At 65.8% G+C, this 17,173-nt stretch carries 14 protein-coding genes and 1 tRNA gene; 7 read left to right on the top strand and 8 right to left on the bottom strand.

Features of this window, described 5'->3' with window-relative positions; all coding sequences use genetic code 11:
* Nucleotides 1-2 precede the first annotated feature (2 nt).
* Nucleotides 3-1,640: a GMC family oxidoreductase gene (locus tag DSC_RS07820; protein WP_043290476.1), complete on the top strand. Its 1,638-nt coding sequence runs from the start codon at nucleotides 3-5 to the stop codon at nucleotides 1,638-1,640.
* 771 nt (nucleotides 1,641-2,411) lie between these two features.
* On the top strand, nucleotides 2,412-3,719 hold the full coding sequence (aroA, locus tag DSC_RS07815) for a 3-phosphoshikimate 1-carboxyvinyltransferase (RefSeq protein WP_043291104.1): 1,308 nt from the start codon (nucleotides 2,412-2,414) through the stop codon (nucleotides 3,717-3,719).
* A gap of 197 nt (nucleotides 3,720-3,916) precedes the next feature.
* On the opposite strand, the gene DSC_RS07810 is transcribed toward aroA, so the two are convergent.
* Nucleotides 3,917-3,993 (bottom strand) — tRNA-Pro (locus tag DSC_RS07810).
* 147 nt (nucleotides 3,994-4,140) lie between these two features.
* Between DSC_RS07810 and hisS the strand changes: the two genes are divergently transcribed.
* A complete protein-coding gene (gene hisS, locus DSC_RS07805) occupies nucleotides 4,141-5,523 on the top strand; it encodes a histidine--tRNA ligase (RefSeq protein ID WP_014160612.1) in 1,383 nt (460 codons plus the stop codon).
* Between the two features lie 25 nt (nucleotides 5,524-5,548).
* Nucleotides 5,549-6,073, top strand: coding sequence for a tRNA adenosine(34) deaminase TadA (tadA, locus tag DSC_RS07800; RefSeq protein ID WP_014160611.1), 525 nt, complete (start codon nucleotides 5,549-5,551; stop codon nucleotides 6,071-6,073).
* Here the strand turns inward: tadA and DSC_RS07795 are convergent, their stop codons facing one another.
* Together DSC_RS07795 and DSC_RS07790 are read right to left on the bottom strand one after the other, a co-directional pair.
* Nucleotides 6,074-7,240: an acyltransferase family protein gene (locus DSC_RS07795; RefSeq protein WP_014160610.1), complete on the bottom strand. Its 1,167-nt coding sequence runs from the start codon at nucleotides 7,238-7,240 to the stop codon at nucleotides 6,074-6,076.
* A gap of 201 nt (nucleotides 7,241-7,441) precedes the next feature.
* Nucleotides 7,442-8,497, bottom strand: a complete 1,056-nt coding sequence (locus tag DSC_RS07790; protein WP_014160609.1) for an acyltransferase family protein — start codon at nucleotides 8,495-8,497, stop codon at nucleotides 7,442-7,444.
* A gap of 296 nt (nucleotides 8,498-8,793) precedes the next feature.
* Here DSC_RS07790 and orn point away from each other — a divergent pair, with 296 nt between their 5' ends.
* Nucleotides 8,794-9,363 (top strand): oligoribonuclease, encoded by a 570-nt coding sequence (gene orn, locus DSC_RS07785; RefSeq protein WP_014160608.1) that lies wholly within the window; start codon nucleotides 8,794-8,796, stop codon nucleotides 9,361-9,363.
* A 66-nt stretch (nucleotides 9,364-9,429) separates the two neighbouring features.
* Here orn and DSC_RS07780 read toward each other — a convergent pair whose 3' ends face one another.
* Complete coding sequence (locus tag DSC_RS07780; RefSeq protein ID WP_014160607.1) at nucleotides 9,430-10,362, bottom strand: mechanosensitive ion channel family protein; 933 nt, start codon at nucleotides 10,360-10,362, stop codon at nucleotides 9,430-9,432.
* A gap of 82 nt (nucleotides 10,363-10,444) precedes the next feature.
* A complete protein-coding gene (gene ppsA, locus DSC_RS07775) occupies nucleotides 10,445-12,820 on the bottom strand; it encodes a phosphoenolpyruvate synthase (RefSeq protein WP_014160606.1) in 2,376 nt (791 codons plus the stop codon).
* A gap of 153 nt (nucleotides 12,821-12,973) precedes the next feature.
* On the opposite strand from ppsA, the gene ppsR reads away from it, so the two are divergent.
* Together ppsR and DSC_RS07765 are read left to right on the top strand one after the other, a co-directional pair.
* A complete protein-coding gene (gene ppsR, locus DSC_RS07770; RefSeq protein WP_014160605.1) occupies nucleotides 12,974-13,795 on the top strand; it encodes a posphoenolpyruvate synthetase regulatory kinase/phosphorylase PpsR in 822 nt (273 codons plus the stop codon).
* 116 nt (nucleotides 13,796-13,911) lie between these two features.
* A complete protein-coding gene (locus DSC_RS07765) occupies nucleotides 13,912-14,418 on the top strand; it encodes a DUF1249 domain-containing protein (RefSeq protein ID WP_014160604.1) in 507 nt (168 codons plus the stop codon).
* A gap of 38 nt (nucleotides 14,419-14,456) precedes the next feature.
* Here DSC_RS07765 and DSC_RS15690 read toward each other — a convergent pair whose 3' ends face one another.
* The 3 genes from DSC_RS15690 to DSC_RS07750 form a co-directional block, all read right to left on the bottom strand.
* The gene (locus DSC_RS15690) at nucleotides 14,457-14,930 is read right to left on the bottom strand and encodes a hypothetical protein (RefSeq protein WP_014160603.1); all 474 of its coding nucleotides are present in this window, start codon (nucleotides 14,928-14,930) and stop codon (nucleotides 14,457-14,459) included.
* A 255-nt stretch (nucleotides 14,931-15,185) separates the two neighbouring features.
* On the bottom strand, nucleotides 15,186-16,406 hold the full coding sequence (locus DSC_RS07755; protein WP_014160602.1) for a glycosyltransferase family 4 protein: 1,221 nt from the start codon (nucleotides 16,404-16,406) through the stop codon (nucleotides 15,186-15,188).
* Nucleotides 16,403-17,173, bottom strand: coding sequence for a class I SAM-dependent methyltransferase (locus tag DSC_RS07750; RefSeq protein ID WP_148268191.1), 771 nt, complete (start codon nucleotides 17,171-17,173; stop codon nucleotides 16,403-16,405). The genes DSC_RS07755 and DSC_RS07750 overlap by 4 nt, the downstream gene beginning before the upstream one ends.

The following is a 17,173-nucleotide window of genomic DNA, read 5'->3' as shown; positions in this document are numbered from 1 at the left end:
GGATGTTTGACTATATTATCGTTGGAGCCGGGTCCGCCGGATGCCTGTTGGCAGAGCGTCTGTCAGCCAATCCCGATACACAGGTCTGCCTGCTTGAAGCGGGGCCGCCCGATCGCAGTCCGCTGATCCACATGCCCCTCGGGATCGCGCTTCTGTCGAAGAACAAGACGCTCAATTGGGCGTTCCAGACGCAGCCACAAGCCAATCTTGACGGTCGCCGGCTGTTCTGGCCGCGCGGCAAGACCCTGGGCGGATCCAGCTCGATCAATGCGATGGTCTACATTCGTGGACACCGTGACGATTATGACGCCTGGGGCGAGGCAGTCGATCCGATCTGGTCCTATGACAACGTGCTCCCGCTGTTCAAGGCGATGGAGTCCAATCACCGCTTTGGCGACGATGCCTTTCACGGCGGCCAGGGCGAGCTTCACGTCAGTGACCTGCAGACCCATAACCCCCTGAGCGATGCCTTTGTGGAGGCGGGCGAGCAGGCTGGCTTTCCGCGCGCGCTCGACTTCAATGGCCAGACCCAGGAAGGGGTGGGGCCATACCAGGTCACCCAGTACAAGGGGCGGCGCTGGAGCTCGGCGCGCGCCTTTCTCTCCAAGGCCATAGGCCGGCCAAATCTGCAGATCATCACCGGCGCGCGGGCAACCCGGGTCATCATGGAGGACCGCAAGGCTGTCGGCGTGACCTATGCCGCGGGCGGCAAGCTGGTCGATGTGCGGACCAGGGGCGGTGAAGTCATTCTTTCGGGCGGCGCCATAAATTCCCCGCAACTGCTGATGCTCTCAGGTATCGGCGACCCAACCGAGTTGAAGGCACTTGGCATACCGGTGGTCGTCGACCTTCCGGCTGTCGGCAAGAATCTGCAGGATCACCTCGACATCACGGTGTTGCACCTGGCCAATGACCGCACCTCGATCGGCATCGCTGCCTCGTTCATCCCGCGGGCAGTGGCTGGTGCATTTTCCTATGGCCTGCGTGGGAGCGGCTTCCTGACGAGCAATGTCGCCGAGGCTGGCGGCTTCGTCAAAAGCAAGCCTTCCTTGGATCGGCCGAACCTGCAGTTTCATTTCCTGCCCACGCTGCTGAGGGACCACGGGCGCGTAACCTCGTTCGGCTATGGCTATACCCTGCACATCTGCGACCTCATGCCCAAGAGCCGCGGTCGTATCGGCCTGGCAAGTGCCGACCCGCTCGAGGATCCGTTCATCGATCCGGCCTATCTCTCGGCCCCTGAAGACATGCAGACCATGATCGAGGCGGTCAAGATCGGCCGAAAGATCCTGTCGGCGCCGGCAATGGCCGCCTTCTCCAAGACCGAAGTGGAACCCGGGCCGTCGGCCCAAAGCGATGCGGACATCGCGGCGGATATCCGGCGGCGGGCGGAGACCATCTACCATCCGGTGGGGACGTGTCGGATGGGACGGGACCCTGAGTCCGTCGTTGATCCGGCGCTTCGGGTGCGCGGCGTACAAGGCCTGCGGGTGGTCGACGCCTCGGTCATGCCGACGCTGGTCGCCGGCAACACCAACGCGCCGACGATGATGATTGCCGAGAGAGCTGCTGAACTCATTCTGGGGAAAACCAGGCTCACCACCCAGGCCGAGCAGGAGGCGGAGGCCGTGCTCCAGTGACGATCGCCGACAGAGCGGTGGCCCGGGGGGCGTTGCTGCCGTCAGCGGGCCAGTTGGCTCTCTCGGGCGGCTGAGCATTCCAGTTCCTTGCACGGTTGTGCAAGGACTTGATCGAGCGCAGCGCTTTCCAGCGCCTGGGCGCTGCGTGCATCTTGTTGCGCAGAAGACTCGCCTGGCCTCGGACCAGGCGCGGCCCTGTTCGACAGCCCGGTTCACCCAAGTCGCCGGATGCAGAAGGCCGCCACTGGCGCGTGCTCCGGCGCGCTGCTTTGACGCCGGGTCACTGGCACCGGCTAAACCCAAGCTTGCCGGCCCGCAGACCCTGCAGGCAACGCGCAGTCGCCGGCCTGTCCGGGCGCACAATGATCGGGCGCCTCGTCCAATCGCCATCGATCGCCTGGCAGGCATGCGCGCGAATCCAGCAAATTGCACCGGTGCCAATTTCGGCTGTTGCCGGAATCGCGAATCAGGCAGAATCATCGGGGCGCTGCACGAGATCCTGCTTTCCTTGCACTGGCGAAACAACCACCAGAAGAAGGCAGGCCGCCGCTGCGCCCACAGCCGCTTTGCGCCGACTGCCGCAGCGTGTGGCGCCGTTTGCTGCCTTGATGCAGGCGCTGTATGTGCGCTTGGCTTGTCCGCCGGTTCCCGCTGACGCCGCTGCTGCGGATGGAGCGCGACCGCGGCGGCAAGAACAACAGCGGCAGGCAGAGCGGATGGCCCGTCAATTGCAAGCACAACGCGGCCCTGGCCGCTGGACCGAACAACACGATGACCTCGCAATCCTGGATCGCTCACAAGGGCTCGGCGCTGCATGGCGCGCTGGCCATTCCCGGTGACAAGTCAGTCTCGCACCGGGCGGTGATGCTGGCCGCGCTGGCCGATGGCATCTCGCGCGTCGAAGGTTTTCTGGAAGGCGAGGATACCCGCGCGACCGCCGCGATCCTGGCCAGGCTGGGCGTGCGCATCCAGACACCGTCGCCGTCCACGCGCATCGTGCATGGCGTGGGCATCGATGGACTGCAGGCGCCGGATGGCGTGCTGGACTGCGGCAACGCCGGCACCGGCATGCGTCTGCTGGCCGGGCTGTTGTGCGCGCAAAAGTTCGATAGCGTGCTGGTCGGCGACGAATCGCTGTCCAGGCGCCCGATGCGCCGGGTCACAGGGCCACTGGCGCAGATGGGCGCGAAGATCGAAACCCGCCCGGACGGTACCCCGCCGCTGCGCATCCACGGCGGCCAGACGCTGACCGGCATCGATTTCACCTCGCCGGTGGCCAGCGCACAGGTCAAGTCCAGCGTGCTGCTGGCGGGCCTGTACGCGCAAGGCCAGACCATTGTGCGCGAGCCACATCCCACCCGCGACTACACAGAGCGCATGCTCGCCGCCTTCGGCGTGGAGATCGCCTTTTCACCGGGATTTGCCAGCTTGCCCGGCGGCCAGCGCCTGCGCGCCACTGAGATCGCGGTCCCGGCCGATTTTTCCTCGGCCGCGTTCTTCATCGTCGCGGCCAGCATCATTCCCGGGTCGGAGGTGACCTTGAAGGCGGTGGGCCTCAACCCGCGCCGTACCGGCCTGCTCGAGGCACTGCGCCTGATGGGCGCGGACATCGCACTGCTCAATCCTGCCGAGCACGGCGGCGAGCCGGTGGCGGACCTGCGCGTGCGTCATGCCGCCTTGAAGGGCGCACGCATTCCCGAAAGCGTGGTGCCGGACATGATCGATGAGTTCCCGGCGCTGTTCGTCGCCGCCGCCGCCGCGCAAGGCCAGACCATCGTCAGCGGCGCGGCCGAGTTGCGGGTCAAGGAATCCGATCGCCTGGCCGCCATGGCCACCGGCCTGCGCGCGCTGGGCGTGCGGGTGGACGAGACGCCCGACGGCGCCACGATCCACGGCGGGACCATCGGCGGCGGCACGATCGACAGCCACGGCGATCACCGGATCGCGATGGCCTTCAGCATCGCCGGCCAGCTTTCCACCGGCGAAGTGCTCGTGCGCGATATCGCCAACGTGGCGACCTCTTTCCCGGGCTTCGACACGCTGGCAACGGGCGCCGGCTTTGGCTTGCGCGGCGCATGAGGAGGACAGGCGGGGTGTGGTTTCAGGCGGATCGGGCGCTCGACGTCATTCGCTGTGGCGCGCACAGGCTCGGTAAGCTGAACGCAGGACCTCCACGGCGTGATGTGCCGGCGCGGGGTCAAGCGGACTGGCCAGGCTCCTCGACGCACAAAAAAACCGCCAGACGGGCGGTTTTTTTGTTGACCCCTTGCAAAAGCTGGTCGGGGAGACAGGATTCGAACCTGCGACCTCTACGTCCCGAACGTAGCGCTCTACCAGACTGAGCTACACCCCGAAGGAGCCGCGCATTCTAAGGAACGGGCGCGGGCGCGGCAAGCGGAATCTTTGGGGTCCGCTCTGGCCGGGCTCCGCGGACCTGGCGCGGTGCCGGCAGGCCGGCCGACGCTAGAATATGCGGCCCACGTTCCCCGGAGTTACCCGCTTGATCAAGCCGCGCACGCCGCCTGGCGTCATGGAGCTGCTGCCCCGTGACCAGATCGCCTTCCAGCGCATGCTGGACACGATCCGCCGCAACTACGAGCGGTTCGGCTTCCTGCCGGTGGAAACGCCGGTGTTCGAGCTGTCCGAGGTGCTGCTGACCAAGTCCGGTGGCGAAACCGAGCGCCAGGTGTACTTCGTCCAGTCCACCGGCGCCCTGCAACAGGAAAAGGAAGGCCTGCCGGAGCTGGCCCTGCGCTTTGATCTGACCGTGCCGCTGGCCCGCTACGTGGCCGAACATGAGCACGAACTGGCCTTTCCGTTCCGCCGTTACCAGATGCAGCGGGTGTATCGCGGCGAGCGCGCCCAGCGCGGCCGTTTCCGCGAGTTCTATCAGTGCGACATCGACGTGATCGGCAAGGACGAGCTGGGCATCCGCTTCGATGCCGAGATCCTGGCGGTGATCCATGCGGTGTTTTCCGAGCTGCAGATCGGCGCATTCACCGTGCAGCTCAACAATCGCAAGCTCATGCGCGGGTTTTTCGAAAATCTGGGCGTGGCCGAGGGCGAGCAGCAGCTGCTGGTGCTGCGCGAGGTCGACAAGCTGGACAAGCGCGGCGCCGACGCGGTGCGCCAGACCCTGACCGGCGCCGATTTCGGGCTGTCGGCCGAGGTGGTGGAGCGGATCTTGGCCTTCGTCGCGGTGCGTTCGAGCAGCCAGGAGGATGCGCTGGCGCGGCTGGACGCGCTGGGGCAGGGCAGCGAAGTCTTCAACGAAGGCATCGCCGAGCTGCGCGAAGTGCTGACCCTGGTCAAGGCGCTGGGCGTGCCGGAAAGCGCGTACTGCCTGAACTTCTCCATCGCCCGCGGCCTGGACTACTACACCGGCACGGTCTACGAGACCCAGCTGGACGCATATCCGCAGATCGGTTCGATCTGCTCGGGTGGCCGCTACGAAAACCTGGCCAGCCACTACAGCAGGTCCAGGCTGCCCGGCGTGGGCATCTCGATCGGCCTGACCCGCCTGTTCTGGCAGCTGCGCGAAGCCGGCCTGATCGTCGAGGCCGAGGTCAGCTGCGTGCAGGCGCTGGTCGCGCTGATGGAGGATGCGCATCTGCCCGAGTCGCTGGATATCGCCCAGCGCCTGCGCGCCGGTGGGATCAATACTGAAGTGCAGATGGAGCCGAAGAAGATCGGCAGGCAGTTCCAGTACGCCTCGCGTGCCGGCATCCGTTTCGTGGTCCTGGCCGGCGAGGACGAGCTGGCCCGCGGTGTGGTCACGGTCAAGGATCTGGTCCGCGAACTGCAGTTCGAGGTCCCGCGCGAGGAGCTGGCCGCGGCCCTGCGCGTCGAGCTGGCGCAGGTGCGCGCGCTGGCCGGGCGCTGAGCACACACTCAACCAACACAGGCCCATGCACCAGGTCCCGCCATCGCCTACCGGCGCCGTCGCCCTGCCGGCCAATTGCCAGGACGATGCGCGCTGGATGCGAAGAGCCCTTGAGCTGGCCGATCTGGCCCAGCACGCGCACGACGAGATCCCGGTCGGTGCGGTGCTGCTGGATGCGGCCGGGAAGGTCATCGGCGAAGGCGGCAACCGCAACCGCTGCGACCATGACCCGACCGCGCACGCCGAGATCGTGGCCCTGCGCCAGGGCGGGGTGCAGCTGCGCAATCACCGCCTGGTCGGCTGCACCCTGTACGTGACCCTGGAACCCTGCGCGATGTGTGCCATGGCCATGGTCCATGCGCGCCTGGCACGTGTGGTCTACGCAGCGGCCGATCCCAAGACCGGCGCGGCCGGCAGCGTGTTCGACCTGCTCGCCGATGCGCGCCACAACCACCGCGTGCAGGTCACCGGCGGGGTGCTGGCCGATGAAGCCGGCCGGCGCCTGACCAACTACTTCCGGTCCAAGCGCGGCCGCCCCCCGCTGGAGTGATCAGCCTGCGATGGCCGGCGCCGCAGCCAGTTGGCGAGGCGCCGCCAGCTTGCGCGAGAGCCAGATCCTGGCCGGGGTTTCGAACAGGCGGTTGACCGCAGATGACACCAGCGCCGACAGCGTCAGGCACAGCGCGGCCGCGACCCAGGGGTTGAGGTCTTCAAAAAAGCCCGTGACACGCATGAGCCCGATCACCGGCTCATGCAGCAGGTAGATGGAAAAGCTGACCCGCCCCAGCTCACGCATGAGCCAGTTGCCGAGCAGCTGGTTGGAAGCCCAGGTGCTGTAGGAGAATGCCAGCACCGCCAGACCTGCCAGCAGTACTCGCGGCAGGTCGGCATAGTACCAGCGACTGTGCTCGGCGACTGACGCGGCGGGAAACAGCGGCAGGAACATCCGAGTCGAGGGCATCACCAGGGCCAGGATGCCCGCGCAGGCGGCGAGCTGCAGGATCACCTTGCCGGCCCCCGGCAGCGGGTAGTGCGCCGCCAGCCACCAACGCAGCATCGCGGCGGCAATGCCAACCATGAAGATCTGCAGCTTGGAGACGAACAGGATACCCGGCAGCGTGGGCGAGGCCAGGTAACACGCCACTGCAAACACCCCCAGTGCCACCAGCGCATACGTGCGCCAAACCCCAGACAGCGCCGTGATCGCCCAGATCAAGACGAAGAATCCGTAGAACTGGAACTCCGGCCCGACCGACCAGAACACGCTGACCTTGCCGACAAATAGCAGCAGGCGCGCCAGCTGCAGCGTGTCCATGTCGTATTTGCTGAAGGCCTCCAGGCCCAGGACCTGTGTCGACAGATAGCCCAGGATCACCACCGAGTAGTACAGCGGGACGATGCGCGCGATGCGGGCCGCGCAGAAGCGGCGCACCGAGACCGCATTGATCGATTGCCTGAGATGCAGGTGCGCCATCAAGAAGCCGCTGAGCGCGAAGAACAGCAGGACGCCGCCGCGTCCCAGGTTGTCGGTGTCGCCGGTGAACAGGTGCAGGTGCGAGAACAGCACGATGGCCGCCGCCAGGCCGCGCAGGCCATCCAGGGCGGGCATGTGTTCCTTGTCGGTCGTGGTGCTGATCCCGGTGTCGTGCGGTGAGATGCCAGGATCTGCGGGCAGGATCGACCTGCCCGGCTCAACCTGCAGTGGGGGAAGCTGCATGGTGGATTCCTCGTGGGGTTGGCGATGTCGAGGACAGGCGTCGTGCATCCCTTGCGGGCTTCACAATGTCTCCTCAACCCTGAGCACGCGGAAATCGCGCGGCTCCGGCCGGCGCACTTGATTTTCTTGCGCCGTTCATGCCGTGAGCTACCCACTCATGAAACCCAGGCCTCGGAAACCGGCCTTGGCCGCGCCCGCAGGTCAACCCAAGTGGGTACCCACGGTCCGCGGGCGCGCAGGCATGAAGCGGCGCGTGATCCAGACCCTGGCGGGCGTCTCCAGAGCGCGGTTGACCAGCCAGGCCAGCAGCACCGTCGCCACGATGCAGCCAATGCCGGAGGCCCACGGATCCAGGGGCGCGAACACGCCGAGCGAGGTCATGGCATCGATCACCGGCCGATGCAGCAGATAGATGGAGAAGCTTGATCGGCCCAGTTCACTGGCAAGGCCATTGCCCAGCAGCAGATCGGACAGCGCGCTACGGTAGGAGAACGCCAGCACCACCAGCGCGGCCAGCAAGACCCGAGGCAGGTCGGTGTAGTACCAGGCGCTGAGCTGGGCGACGTCGGCTTGCGGAAAGACCGGCAGCAACATGTGCGGGTAGGGCAGTAGCATCACCCAGAGCGAGGCGCAGGCCATCAGCTGGAGCAGAGCCACGACGTGGGCCCGTGTTTGCACGCGCGCCCCCCACCAATGGCGCAGCAGTGCGATGCCGACCCCGCCCAGGAAGATATGCAGCTTGGACACGAACAGGATGCCGGGTAGATAGGGCGAAGCCAGATAGCTGGCCACGACGAACACGCCCAGTAACGCCAGGGCGATGGTCCGCGACCGCCCGCGCAGGCTCGGGATCCACCACAGCAGCAAGAAGAACCCGTAAAACTGGAACTCCGGCCCGACCGACCAGAACACATCGACCGAGCCGGCGAAGGCCAGCAGCCGTACCAGATCGGCCAGGTCCATGCGATAGTGAAAGTCGACCTGGGTCAGCATCGACACGGCGAAGGCCACCAGCACGATCGCGTAGTACAGCGGCACGATGCGCGCCACGCGCGCGACGCAGAAGCGCCTCACATTGACGGCATTGATCGGTTGCTGCAGGTGCAGGTGCGTCATCAAAAAGCCGCTGAGCACGAAGAACAGGAACACGCCGCATTCGCCGAAATTCATCTTTTCCCAGAACGGGGTCTTGGTCGGCAGATGCGAGATCACCACCGAGATCGCGGCAAGCCCGCGCAGGCCATCCAGCGCGGGCATGTGCTCTTTTTTCTTGCTTGCCACGGCCGTGGCAACGGTACGGGGAATGACAGGATCTGCCGACAAGCTCAACGTGCCTGATGCAGCCTGCGAAGGTGGGGGATTCTGCATGCTGGGCTCCACGGGGAAGGTCATCGTCCAGCCGCTGCAGGTGGCAGGTGGAGCGATGTCAGGGCGAGCATGCTGCCCTGGGGGAACGTGAGACGGTTACCAGGAAGACCACGTCGACACTAGCAGGCAAGCCCGAGTGAAGGCCTGCGGTATGATGAATATCCACAGCACGAATGCGCCAACCCATGAATTCGGTCCCAAATGAAAGCAATCTGATCTGGATCGATCTTGAGATGACGGGGTTGGATACCGGTCGCGATTCCATCCTGGAGATCGCCACGGTGGTGACCGATTCGCAACTGAACATCCTGGCTGAAGGCCCGGAGTTCGCCATCGCCCATCCGCTGGATGCGCTGGAAGCGATGGACGAGTGGAACCGCAACCAGCATCGCCATTCGGGCCTGTGGGATCGCGTGGTCTCCAGTACCGTCACCCTGGGCCAGGCCGAAGCGGCGACCGTGGATTTCCTTGCGCAATGGGTGCCGGCCAATGCCTCGCCGATGAGCGGCAATTCGATCTGCCAGGACCGGCGTTTCCTGCATCGGCTGATGCCACGGCTGGAGCGTTATTTCCACTATCGCAACTTGGACGTGAGCACCCTGAAGGAACTGGCCCGCCGCTGGGCGCCGCAGGTGCTGGAAAGCGTGAAGAAGCAGTCCTCGCACACCGCGCTGAGCGACGTACACGACTCGATCGCCGAGTTGCGCCACTATCGCAGGCACATGGCGGCGCTGGCCTTGCCAGGCGAGAACTGAGCCGGCGAGATGACAAAGCAAGGGCGTCATCGGCGCCCTTGCGTGTCCCTGGTCTGCCGGAGGCGCTCAGCTGACGTCGGGGCCTGGGTCCTTGTCCGGCGTCTTCTTTGGCGGTTGCAGGGCATCCAGTGAGACGGTGGTCAGTGCGGCGGCGGGAATCGCTTCGCCGTCGGCGCCAACGTGGTGGTAGACGTGCACGTCGCGCTGCGGGAACGGGATGCTCACCCCGTTGGCGTCGAAGGATTTCTTGATCCTTTCGGTCAGGTCGCACTTCACCCCGAACCAGTCGTCGTTGGCCACGTGAACGCGCACCCCCAGGTTGACGCTGTTGTCGCCCAGGGAATAGACCACCACGTCCGGTGCCGGATCTTCAAGAATGCGCTTGTCGTCGAACAGGGCCGAGATCAGCCCCTTGGCCTTGTCGATGTCGTCGTTGTAGCCGATGCCGATGACCAGTTCAACGCGGCGGCGCACGTCAGGCGTGAGGTTGATGATTTCGCCGTTGGTGATGGTGCTGTTGGGCAGCACGATGGTCTGGTTGTCGGCACCGCGCAGGCGGGTCTGGAAGATGCTCACCGACTCGCATTTTCCGGTCTGGCCGTTGAGGGTGACAATATCGCCCACGCGGAAGGGCTTGAGCGTCACCAGCATCACCCCGGAGGCCACGTTGGACAGTGAATCCTTCAGCGCCAGGCCGATCGCCAGGCCGGCTGCACCGATCACCGCGATGAACGAGGCCGGCGCCACGCCGAAAACCGACTGCAGGATCGCCAGCAGCAGCAGCACCACCAGCACCACGTACAGCACCCGTGCGGTGAACTGGATCGCGGTGGGCTCGAGTTCCGCACGGCTCATCCCCCGCGTGGCCAGGCTGGACATCCACCTGGCGACGCGCAGACCGACCCAAAGCGCCAGCAGTGCGATGGCGACCTTGATGCCGATCTGCAGCGCGACTTCGCCCCAATGTTGCTGTCTTGCAGGATTCCACCATTTCTCCATGGTGCATCTCCTCTTGTCGACTCAAATGGAGAGCCCCGCAGATGCGGGGCTCCTTGGACTGCCCGGGGAATGCCGGGGCGGGTTACGCGGCCTTGAGCTTGGCCAGTCGTAGCCAGGTGTCGACCACCGTGTCGGGGTTGAGCGAGACCGACTCGATGCCTTCGTGCATCAGCCACTCGGCCAGGTCCGGATGGTCCGAAGGCCCCTGGCCGCAGATGCCGACGTACTTGCCCTTGGCGCGCGCGGCCTTGATCGCCATCGACAGCAACTTCTTCACTGCCGGATCGCGCTCGTCGAACAGGTGGGCGACGATCGAGGAATCGCGGTCCAGGCCCAGGGTCAGCTGGGTCAGGTCGTTGGAGCCGATCGAATAGCCGTCGAAGATGTCCAGGAACTCGTCGGCCAGCAGCGCGTTGGACGGCACCTCGCACATCATGATGATCTTCAGGCCGTTTTCACCCTGCCTGAGGCCGTTGGCCTCCAGCACCTCGACCACCTTGCGGCCTTCATCCAGCGTGCGCACGAACGGGATCATCACCCAGAGATTGTCCAGGCCCATCTCGTTGCGCACCTTCAGCACCGCCTTGCACTCCAGGGCGAAGGCATCGGAGAAGGACGGATCGACATAGCGGCTGGCGCCACGGAAGCCGATCATCGGGTTCTCTTCTTCAGGCTCGTAGCGGCTGCCGCCGATCAGGTTGGCGTATTCGTTGGACTTGAAGTCCGACAGGCGCACGATCACCGGGTGCGGCGCGACCGACGCGGTCAGGGTGGCGATGCCTTCGGCCAGACGGTTGATGTAGAACTCCACCGGCTTGCCGTAGCCGGCGATCTTGGCGTCGATCTTCTTCTTCACCGCCGCGTCCTGCTGGTCGTACTCGAGCAAGGCCTTGGGATGGATGCCGATATGGCTGGCGATGATCATCTCCAGGCGGGCCAGGCCGATGCCGGCGTTGGGCAGCTGGCCGAAGTCGAACGCGCGCTCGGGGTTGGCCACGTTCATCATGATCTTCAGCGGTGCCGGCGGCATATTGCCCAGGTCGGTGGTGATGCGCTCGAAGGCGAGGATGCCCTCGTAGATGAGGCCGGTATCGCCCTCGGCGCAGCTGACGGTGACTTCCTGGCCATCCTTGACCAGCTCGGTCGCATTGCCCGAGCCGACCACGGCCGGCACGCCCAGCTCGCGGGCGATGATCGCCGCGTGGCAGGTGCGGCCGCCGCGGTTGGTGACGATGGCCGAGGCGCGCTTCATCACCGGCTCCCAGTCCGGATCGGTCATGTCGGCGAACAGCACATCGCCGGGCTGCACCCGGTCCATGTCCGCCAGGCTGCGGACCACGCGCGCCACGCCGGCGCCGATCTTGGCGCCGACGGCGCGGCCCTCGGCCAGCACCCTGGCGTTCTTGGAGGTCAGGGTGAAGCGCTCGATCTGGGTGGCGTGGCTGCGCGACTTCACCGTCTCCGGGCGCGCCTGGACGACGAACAGCTTGCCGCTGACACCGTCCTTGGCCCACTCGATATCCATCGGGCGGCCGTAGTGTTGTTCGATGACCAGCGCCTGCCTGGACAGTTCTTCCACGTCCTGGTCGCTGATTGAGAAGGTGTTGCGCAACTCGGCCGGGGTGTCCTCGGTGCGCACCCGCTCGCCCGGCACATCCGAATACACCATGCGCAGCTGCTTGCTGCCCAGAGATCGGCGCAGGATCGCCGGCTTGCCCGCGCGCAGGGTGGGCTTGTAGACGTAGAACTCGTCCGGGTTGACCGCGCCCTGCACGACCATTTCGCCCAGGCCGAAGGACGAGGTCAGGAACACCACGTCACGGAAACCCGATTCGGTGTCCAGGGTGAACAGCACCCCCGAGGCGCCCACGTCCGAACGGACCATCAGCTGCACCCCGGCGGACAGGAACACGTCCTCGTGCTTGAACCCGTGATGCACGCGGTAGGCGATGGCGCGGTCGTTGTACAGCGAGGCGAACACTTCCTTGACCTTGACCACCACATCGTCGGCGCCGGTCACGTTGAGGAAGGTTTCCTGCTGGCCTGCAAAGCTGGCATCGGGCAGGTCCTCGGCGGTGGCCGAAGAGCGCACCGCGACCGCCACCTCTCCACCGCCATTTTCTTCGCACAACCTGGCGTAGGCGGTGCGAATGTCAGCATCCAGCCCGGGCTGCAGCGGCGCATCGATCACCCAGCCGCGGATTTCCTTGCCGGCCACGGCGAGCGCGTTGACATCCTCGATGTCCAAGGTCTCGAGCTTGTCGAAGATGCGCTTGGACAGATCGTTGTAGGCGATGAAGTCCTTGAACGCCTCGGCGGTCGTGGCATAGCCGCCGGGAACCGAGACGCCAAGCTGCGCCAGGTTGCCGATCATTTCGCCAAGGGAGGAATTCTTGCCGCCGACGCGGCCAAGGTCGGACAGGCCAAGCTCATGCAGCCACAGGATGTTCTGGTTCAAGCGCTACGCTCCGATAGCGACCCTGCCACACACCCGGGTGGGCTGCAGCTTGAGGCCGCGTCCTAGGGGGAAAGACGGTTATGATGCAGCGCCGTCGCAAGCTTCACAAGCTTGAACGGCGAATTTTGAGTATCCACAGACAGGATGAACGCGATGTCGAGTGTCCGGCCGGTGTTCTATGTTTCGGATGGAACCGGTATCACAGTCGAAACCATTGGGCACAGCCTGCTGACCCAGTTCTCCGGGTTCTCCTTCATCACTGACCGGATTCCGTTTGTCGACGACATCGACAAGGCCAGTGAAGCGGCCGAACGCATCCGCGAGGCGGGCCTGCGTCACGATGCACGGCCGATCGTGATCCATTCGATCGTCGATCCGGCCATCGCCCACCTGCTCGAATCCAGCGGCGCGCTGATGCTCGACGTATTCGCGCCCTTCATCAATCCGATGGAAGTCGAACTGGGCGCGGTACGCCAGTCGCGCGTGGGCCAGGCACATGGCATCGTCAATTTCGAGGCCTATCATCGCCGCATCAATGCGATGAACTTCGCGCTGAGCCATGACGATGGCATCGCGGTCAACTACGACGAGGCCGATCTGATCCTGGTTGCGGTTTCACGCGCTGGCAAGACACCGACCTGCGTGTACCTGGCGCTGCATTACGGGGTCAAGGCCGCCAATTACCCATTGACCGACGAAGACCTGCACAGCGATCGCCTGCCGCCGCGCCTGCGTGCCTATCGCAAGAAGCTGTTCGGCCTGACCATCGACCCCGAGCGCCTGTGCCAGATCCGCCAGGAACGGCGTCCCAATTCGACCTATGCCAAGCTTGAAACCTGCAGGCGTGAAGTGGCGGCAGCCGAGGCCATGTTCACCCGCGAGCGGCTGCCGACCCTGAGCACCACGCACACTTCCATCGAGGAAATCGCCAGCAAGGTGATGTCCACGCTGGGGCTGCAGCGGGAGATGTTCTGATCCGCAAGGGCCTGCCGGCCGCGTTGGAAAAAGGACAGCCGGACCCTCAAACTAAAGTGAGGACACGTGCGGCGTCAATGCTGCCGCTGGCGCCTGCCAGCGTGTAGGATCGAGCCATGCCCACCACACTTTCCCGCGCTGCGCACCTGCCCAAGCTGGGCCGTTTCGGCTGGCTGATGGGACTCTACGCGGAGAACTACACGCGGCTGTCGCGCCTGTTCGCCCCGGCCGACCTGGTGCCCGGGCGCTACGTGTCCAGCATCGGCGATGGCCTGGACCTGCAGCTGGACGTCATCCAGACCCACCGCTACACCGTCGAGCTGCGCATCACCTACGGCATCATCGATCCGCAAACCGGTGAGCCGGATCCGTCGGCCTTCGTGCGCGTGTACCGCGATGCGCGCCAGGCCGAGGCCACCCATTGCTACGTGGGGCGCCGCTGGCAGGACGTGATCGGGATGTTCCCACCGCCGGCCGAGCTGATCAGCCACCGCATGCGGATGAATACCTTCCTCGGCAAGTGGGTCCAATACCTGGCCGAATGCGGCCATGGCGTGGCCACGCTGCGGCGCGTGGATGCAGATGCCACCGAGGTGTTGCTGGAAGCAAGCCGCGCAGGCTGATGTCGCAGGACAGGGCAAGGCGTCCTGCCGCCCAAGGTTCACCACTGATCGGGAAGCGGACGCTTGACGATCGCGTCCTGGCAGTCGATCTGCGATTCGATATGCATGCGGGCCAGCGCCAGGTAATTGGCCTTGGGGCCCGAGCCCGAGCCGGTCACTTCGCCCAGATATTCGTCGTCGGCCCATACCCGTCCGATCCACTCGGCCTGGTCCTCGCCGATGGTCAGGGTCACGGTGTAGCGCAATTGCCGGCCGTGCTTGTCCTTGCACAGATACACGGTGGGGAACTGCATGGTGAAGCTGTCTTCGGTACTGCGTCGCTGCAGGTAGGCCCGCGCTTCGCTGATCATCTTTTCGCGTTCGGACGGTTCCAGTGTCTCCAGTTCGCCCAGGAAATAGTCAGACATCTCCAGGAAGCGCTCTACCGCCTCGGCAGGGGGATAGCCATTGCGCCGGATCCAGCTTGCGAAAGCGGTCTCATGGCGTGCTGCGGATTTTGCGGATTTGGACATGAAGTGACGGACCTGGATGGATGTAGTGGGCTGTGCAGCCGGTTTAGTTTCATGAATTTCCGGTGTGCACTGCATGAAGAAACCGGCCCTTGGACAACGCAGCGCCGGTGGTCAACGCACGGGCGCTGGAGATTTTCGAGGGCCTCACCGGGGCCGGAACCGGCCCGGTTGGGTCGACGCGGGCGACGCGCACTGGCCTGGATCGCCGCTTCCGTCATCAAGCCTGGCGCCATCGGGGTGCGTGGGACTATGGGCTTAAACCCGGCGTAATTGCGGTAACAATGACGTCAGCTGCCTGGCGACGGCCTGCACCGAGAACGCGTGCTCGACCCGCCGCCGCGCGGCCTGGCCCAGGCGCTGGCGCAGGCCCGGGTCCAGGCGCAGCCGTTCGATGGCGGCCGCCAGCGCCGACGGGTCGTCGCGCGGCACCAGGATCCCGCCGGCCGCCTCGCCGCCTGCCAGGATGTCGGGCAGCCCTTGGGCATCGGTGGCCACCACCGGCAGGCCGCAGGCCATGGCCTCCAGCGGCGCGACCGGCATGCCTTCGATGCGCGAGGCGCTGAGGTAGACATCGGCGGCCGACAGCCAGCAGCGCATCAGCGCGCGGTCGGTGGTGTAGTCGGAGATCCAGCGCACCCGGCCCGGCGCACTGCCCGCGAGCAATCGTGCGAACGCCTCGCGGTCCTGTCCGGAGCCGATGATCACCAGTTGGTCGCCATGCGACTGCGCCCAGGCCTGCAGCAGCACGTCCAGGCCCTTGCGCCAGATGTCGATGCGGCCATGGTTGATGGCGATGAAGGCCTGTGCCGGCAGGCCCAGCTGCGCGCGCGCCTGCTGCCGGTCCAGGGCCTGCCATTGCCCGCAGTCCAGCGGATTGGGAATGGAAGCGATGGGTGGGTGCGCGGGGTAGGTGGCTTCGACCCGTGCGCGTTCGGCCGACGATGCGATCATCAGGCCCGCGCACATCCGCAGCGAACGCCGGCGCACCATGCGTTCCAGCCACGAGAACGTGCGCTCCCCGCCCTGGAAACTGGCATAGGCAGGAATGCGCAGGCGTGCGGCCAGGCGCACCAGTGTGTCGAAGCGGGTGTATTCGTATTCCTGAATTAGCAGCGCCCGGCAGTCCTGGGCACGCAGGACTTCTTCGAACCCAGCCAGCGGGGCCGCACGCCACTGCCGCAGGCTGTGCAGCGCGGCGCTGCGCCCGGCCGGCACGCGCCGACCGGGCACGATCCAGATCGGCGTGCCGGTGGCGGCGTGGGTCAGCGGGGTCGTCGCGCTCACCTGTTCGGACGCGGCGACGATGATCGGCGCCCAGCCGCCCAGCTGCAGCGCGGATGCATAGCCGAACAACCAGCCGCCGCTCATCTGCCCGGCGAAATCCTGCACCGACAGGCCAATGGGGTCCAGGAACTCCTCGATCACCTCGCCCCACGGAAACAGGGCGACCGTCGGCGGCGGCAGGGCGGCACTCATCGCTGCCAGGCAAAAGCGGTCTCGGTGCCGGGTGTGCCGGGCCGGTGCAGCGCGTAGGCCAGCGCTGTAGGCAGCGCGGCGGCCGCGTACAGCAGCGCGCGATGGGGACGGCGCAGCTTGGAGAACGCGACATCGTGGAAGAACGCGGTGACACCGTTGATGAAGGTCGCCGAGCGCACCGGCCTGCGGCCGAACAGGCGCTCCAGCTCGTCTGCCCGATAGCCGCGGCGGACATGGCCCCATGCGGCCATCAGTTCTGACTCGGGTGGGCACACCCGTCGCATCGGGCCGTAGTACGGATAGCGCCAGGCCGCATCGGGCGTGGACACCAGTACGTGGCCGCCGGGGCGGGTGACGCGCAGCGCCTCGCGCGCGGCCACCGCGTCCTGATCGATGTGCTCGAGCACGTCGAACAGGGTGACCAGTGTGAAATGGCCGTCGGGGAAGGGCAGCTCGCGCGCATCGCCGCAGACGAAGCGGGTGCGGGCCGAAACCGGTTGCTGTGCGGCCAGCGCGGGGTCGATGTCCAGCGTGGTGAGGTCCGCGCCCGGATACAGGTAGCCGGCCAGGCCACTGCGCCCGCCGCCGATCTCCAGGATGGGTTCGTCCGCGCCGATCGCGGCCGGCGCGATGCGGTGGATGGCGCGCATCTTCTCGCGGTAGAACAGCCCATCGGTCCAGCCGTGGGCGAAGGGATTGCAGGCCAGGAACCGGCCGAGCGGCGCCTTGCGGAGGCTGCCTTCGGGTCTTGCCTGCTTCGCGTCCAT

The sequence above is a fragment of the Pseudoxanthomonas spadix BD-a59 genome (genome assembly GCF_000233915.3).
GTDB classification, from domain to species: domain Bacteria; phylum Pseudomonadota; class Gammaproteobacteria; order Xanthomonadales; family Xanthomonadaceae; genus Pseudoxanthomonas_A; species Pseudoxanthomonas_A spadix.
This window is presented reverse-complemented; position numbering and strand designations above follow the sequence as displayed.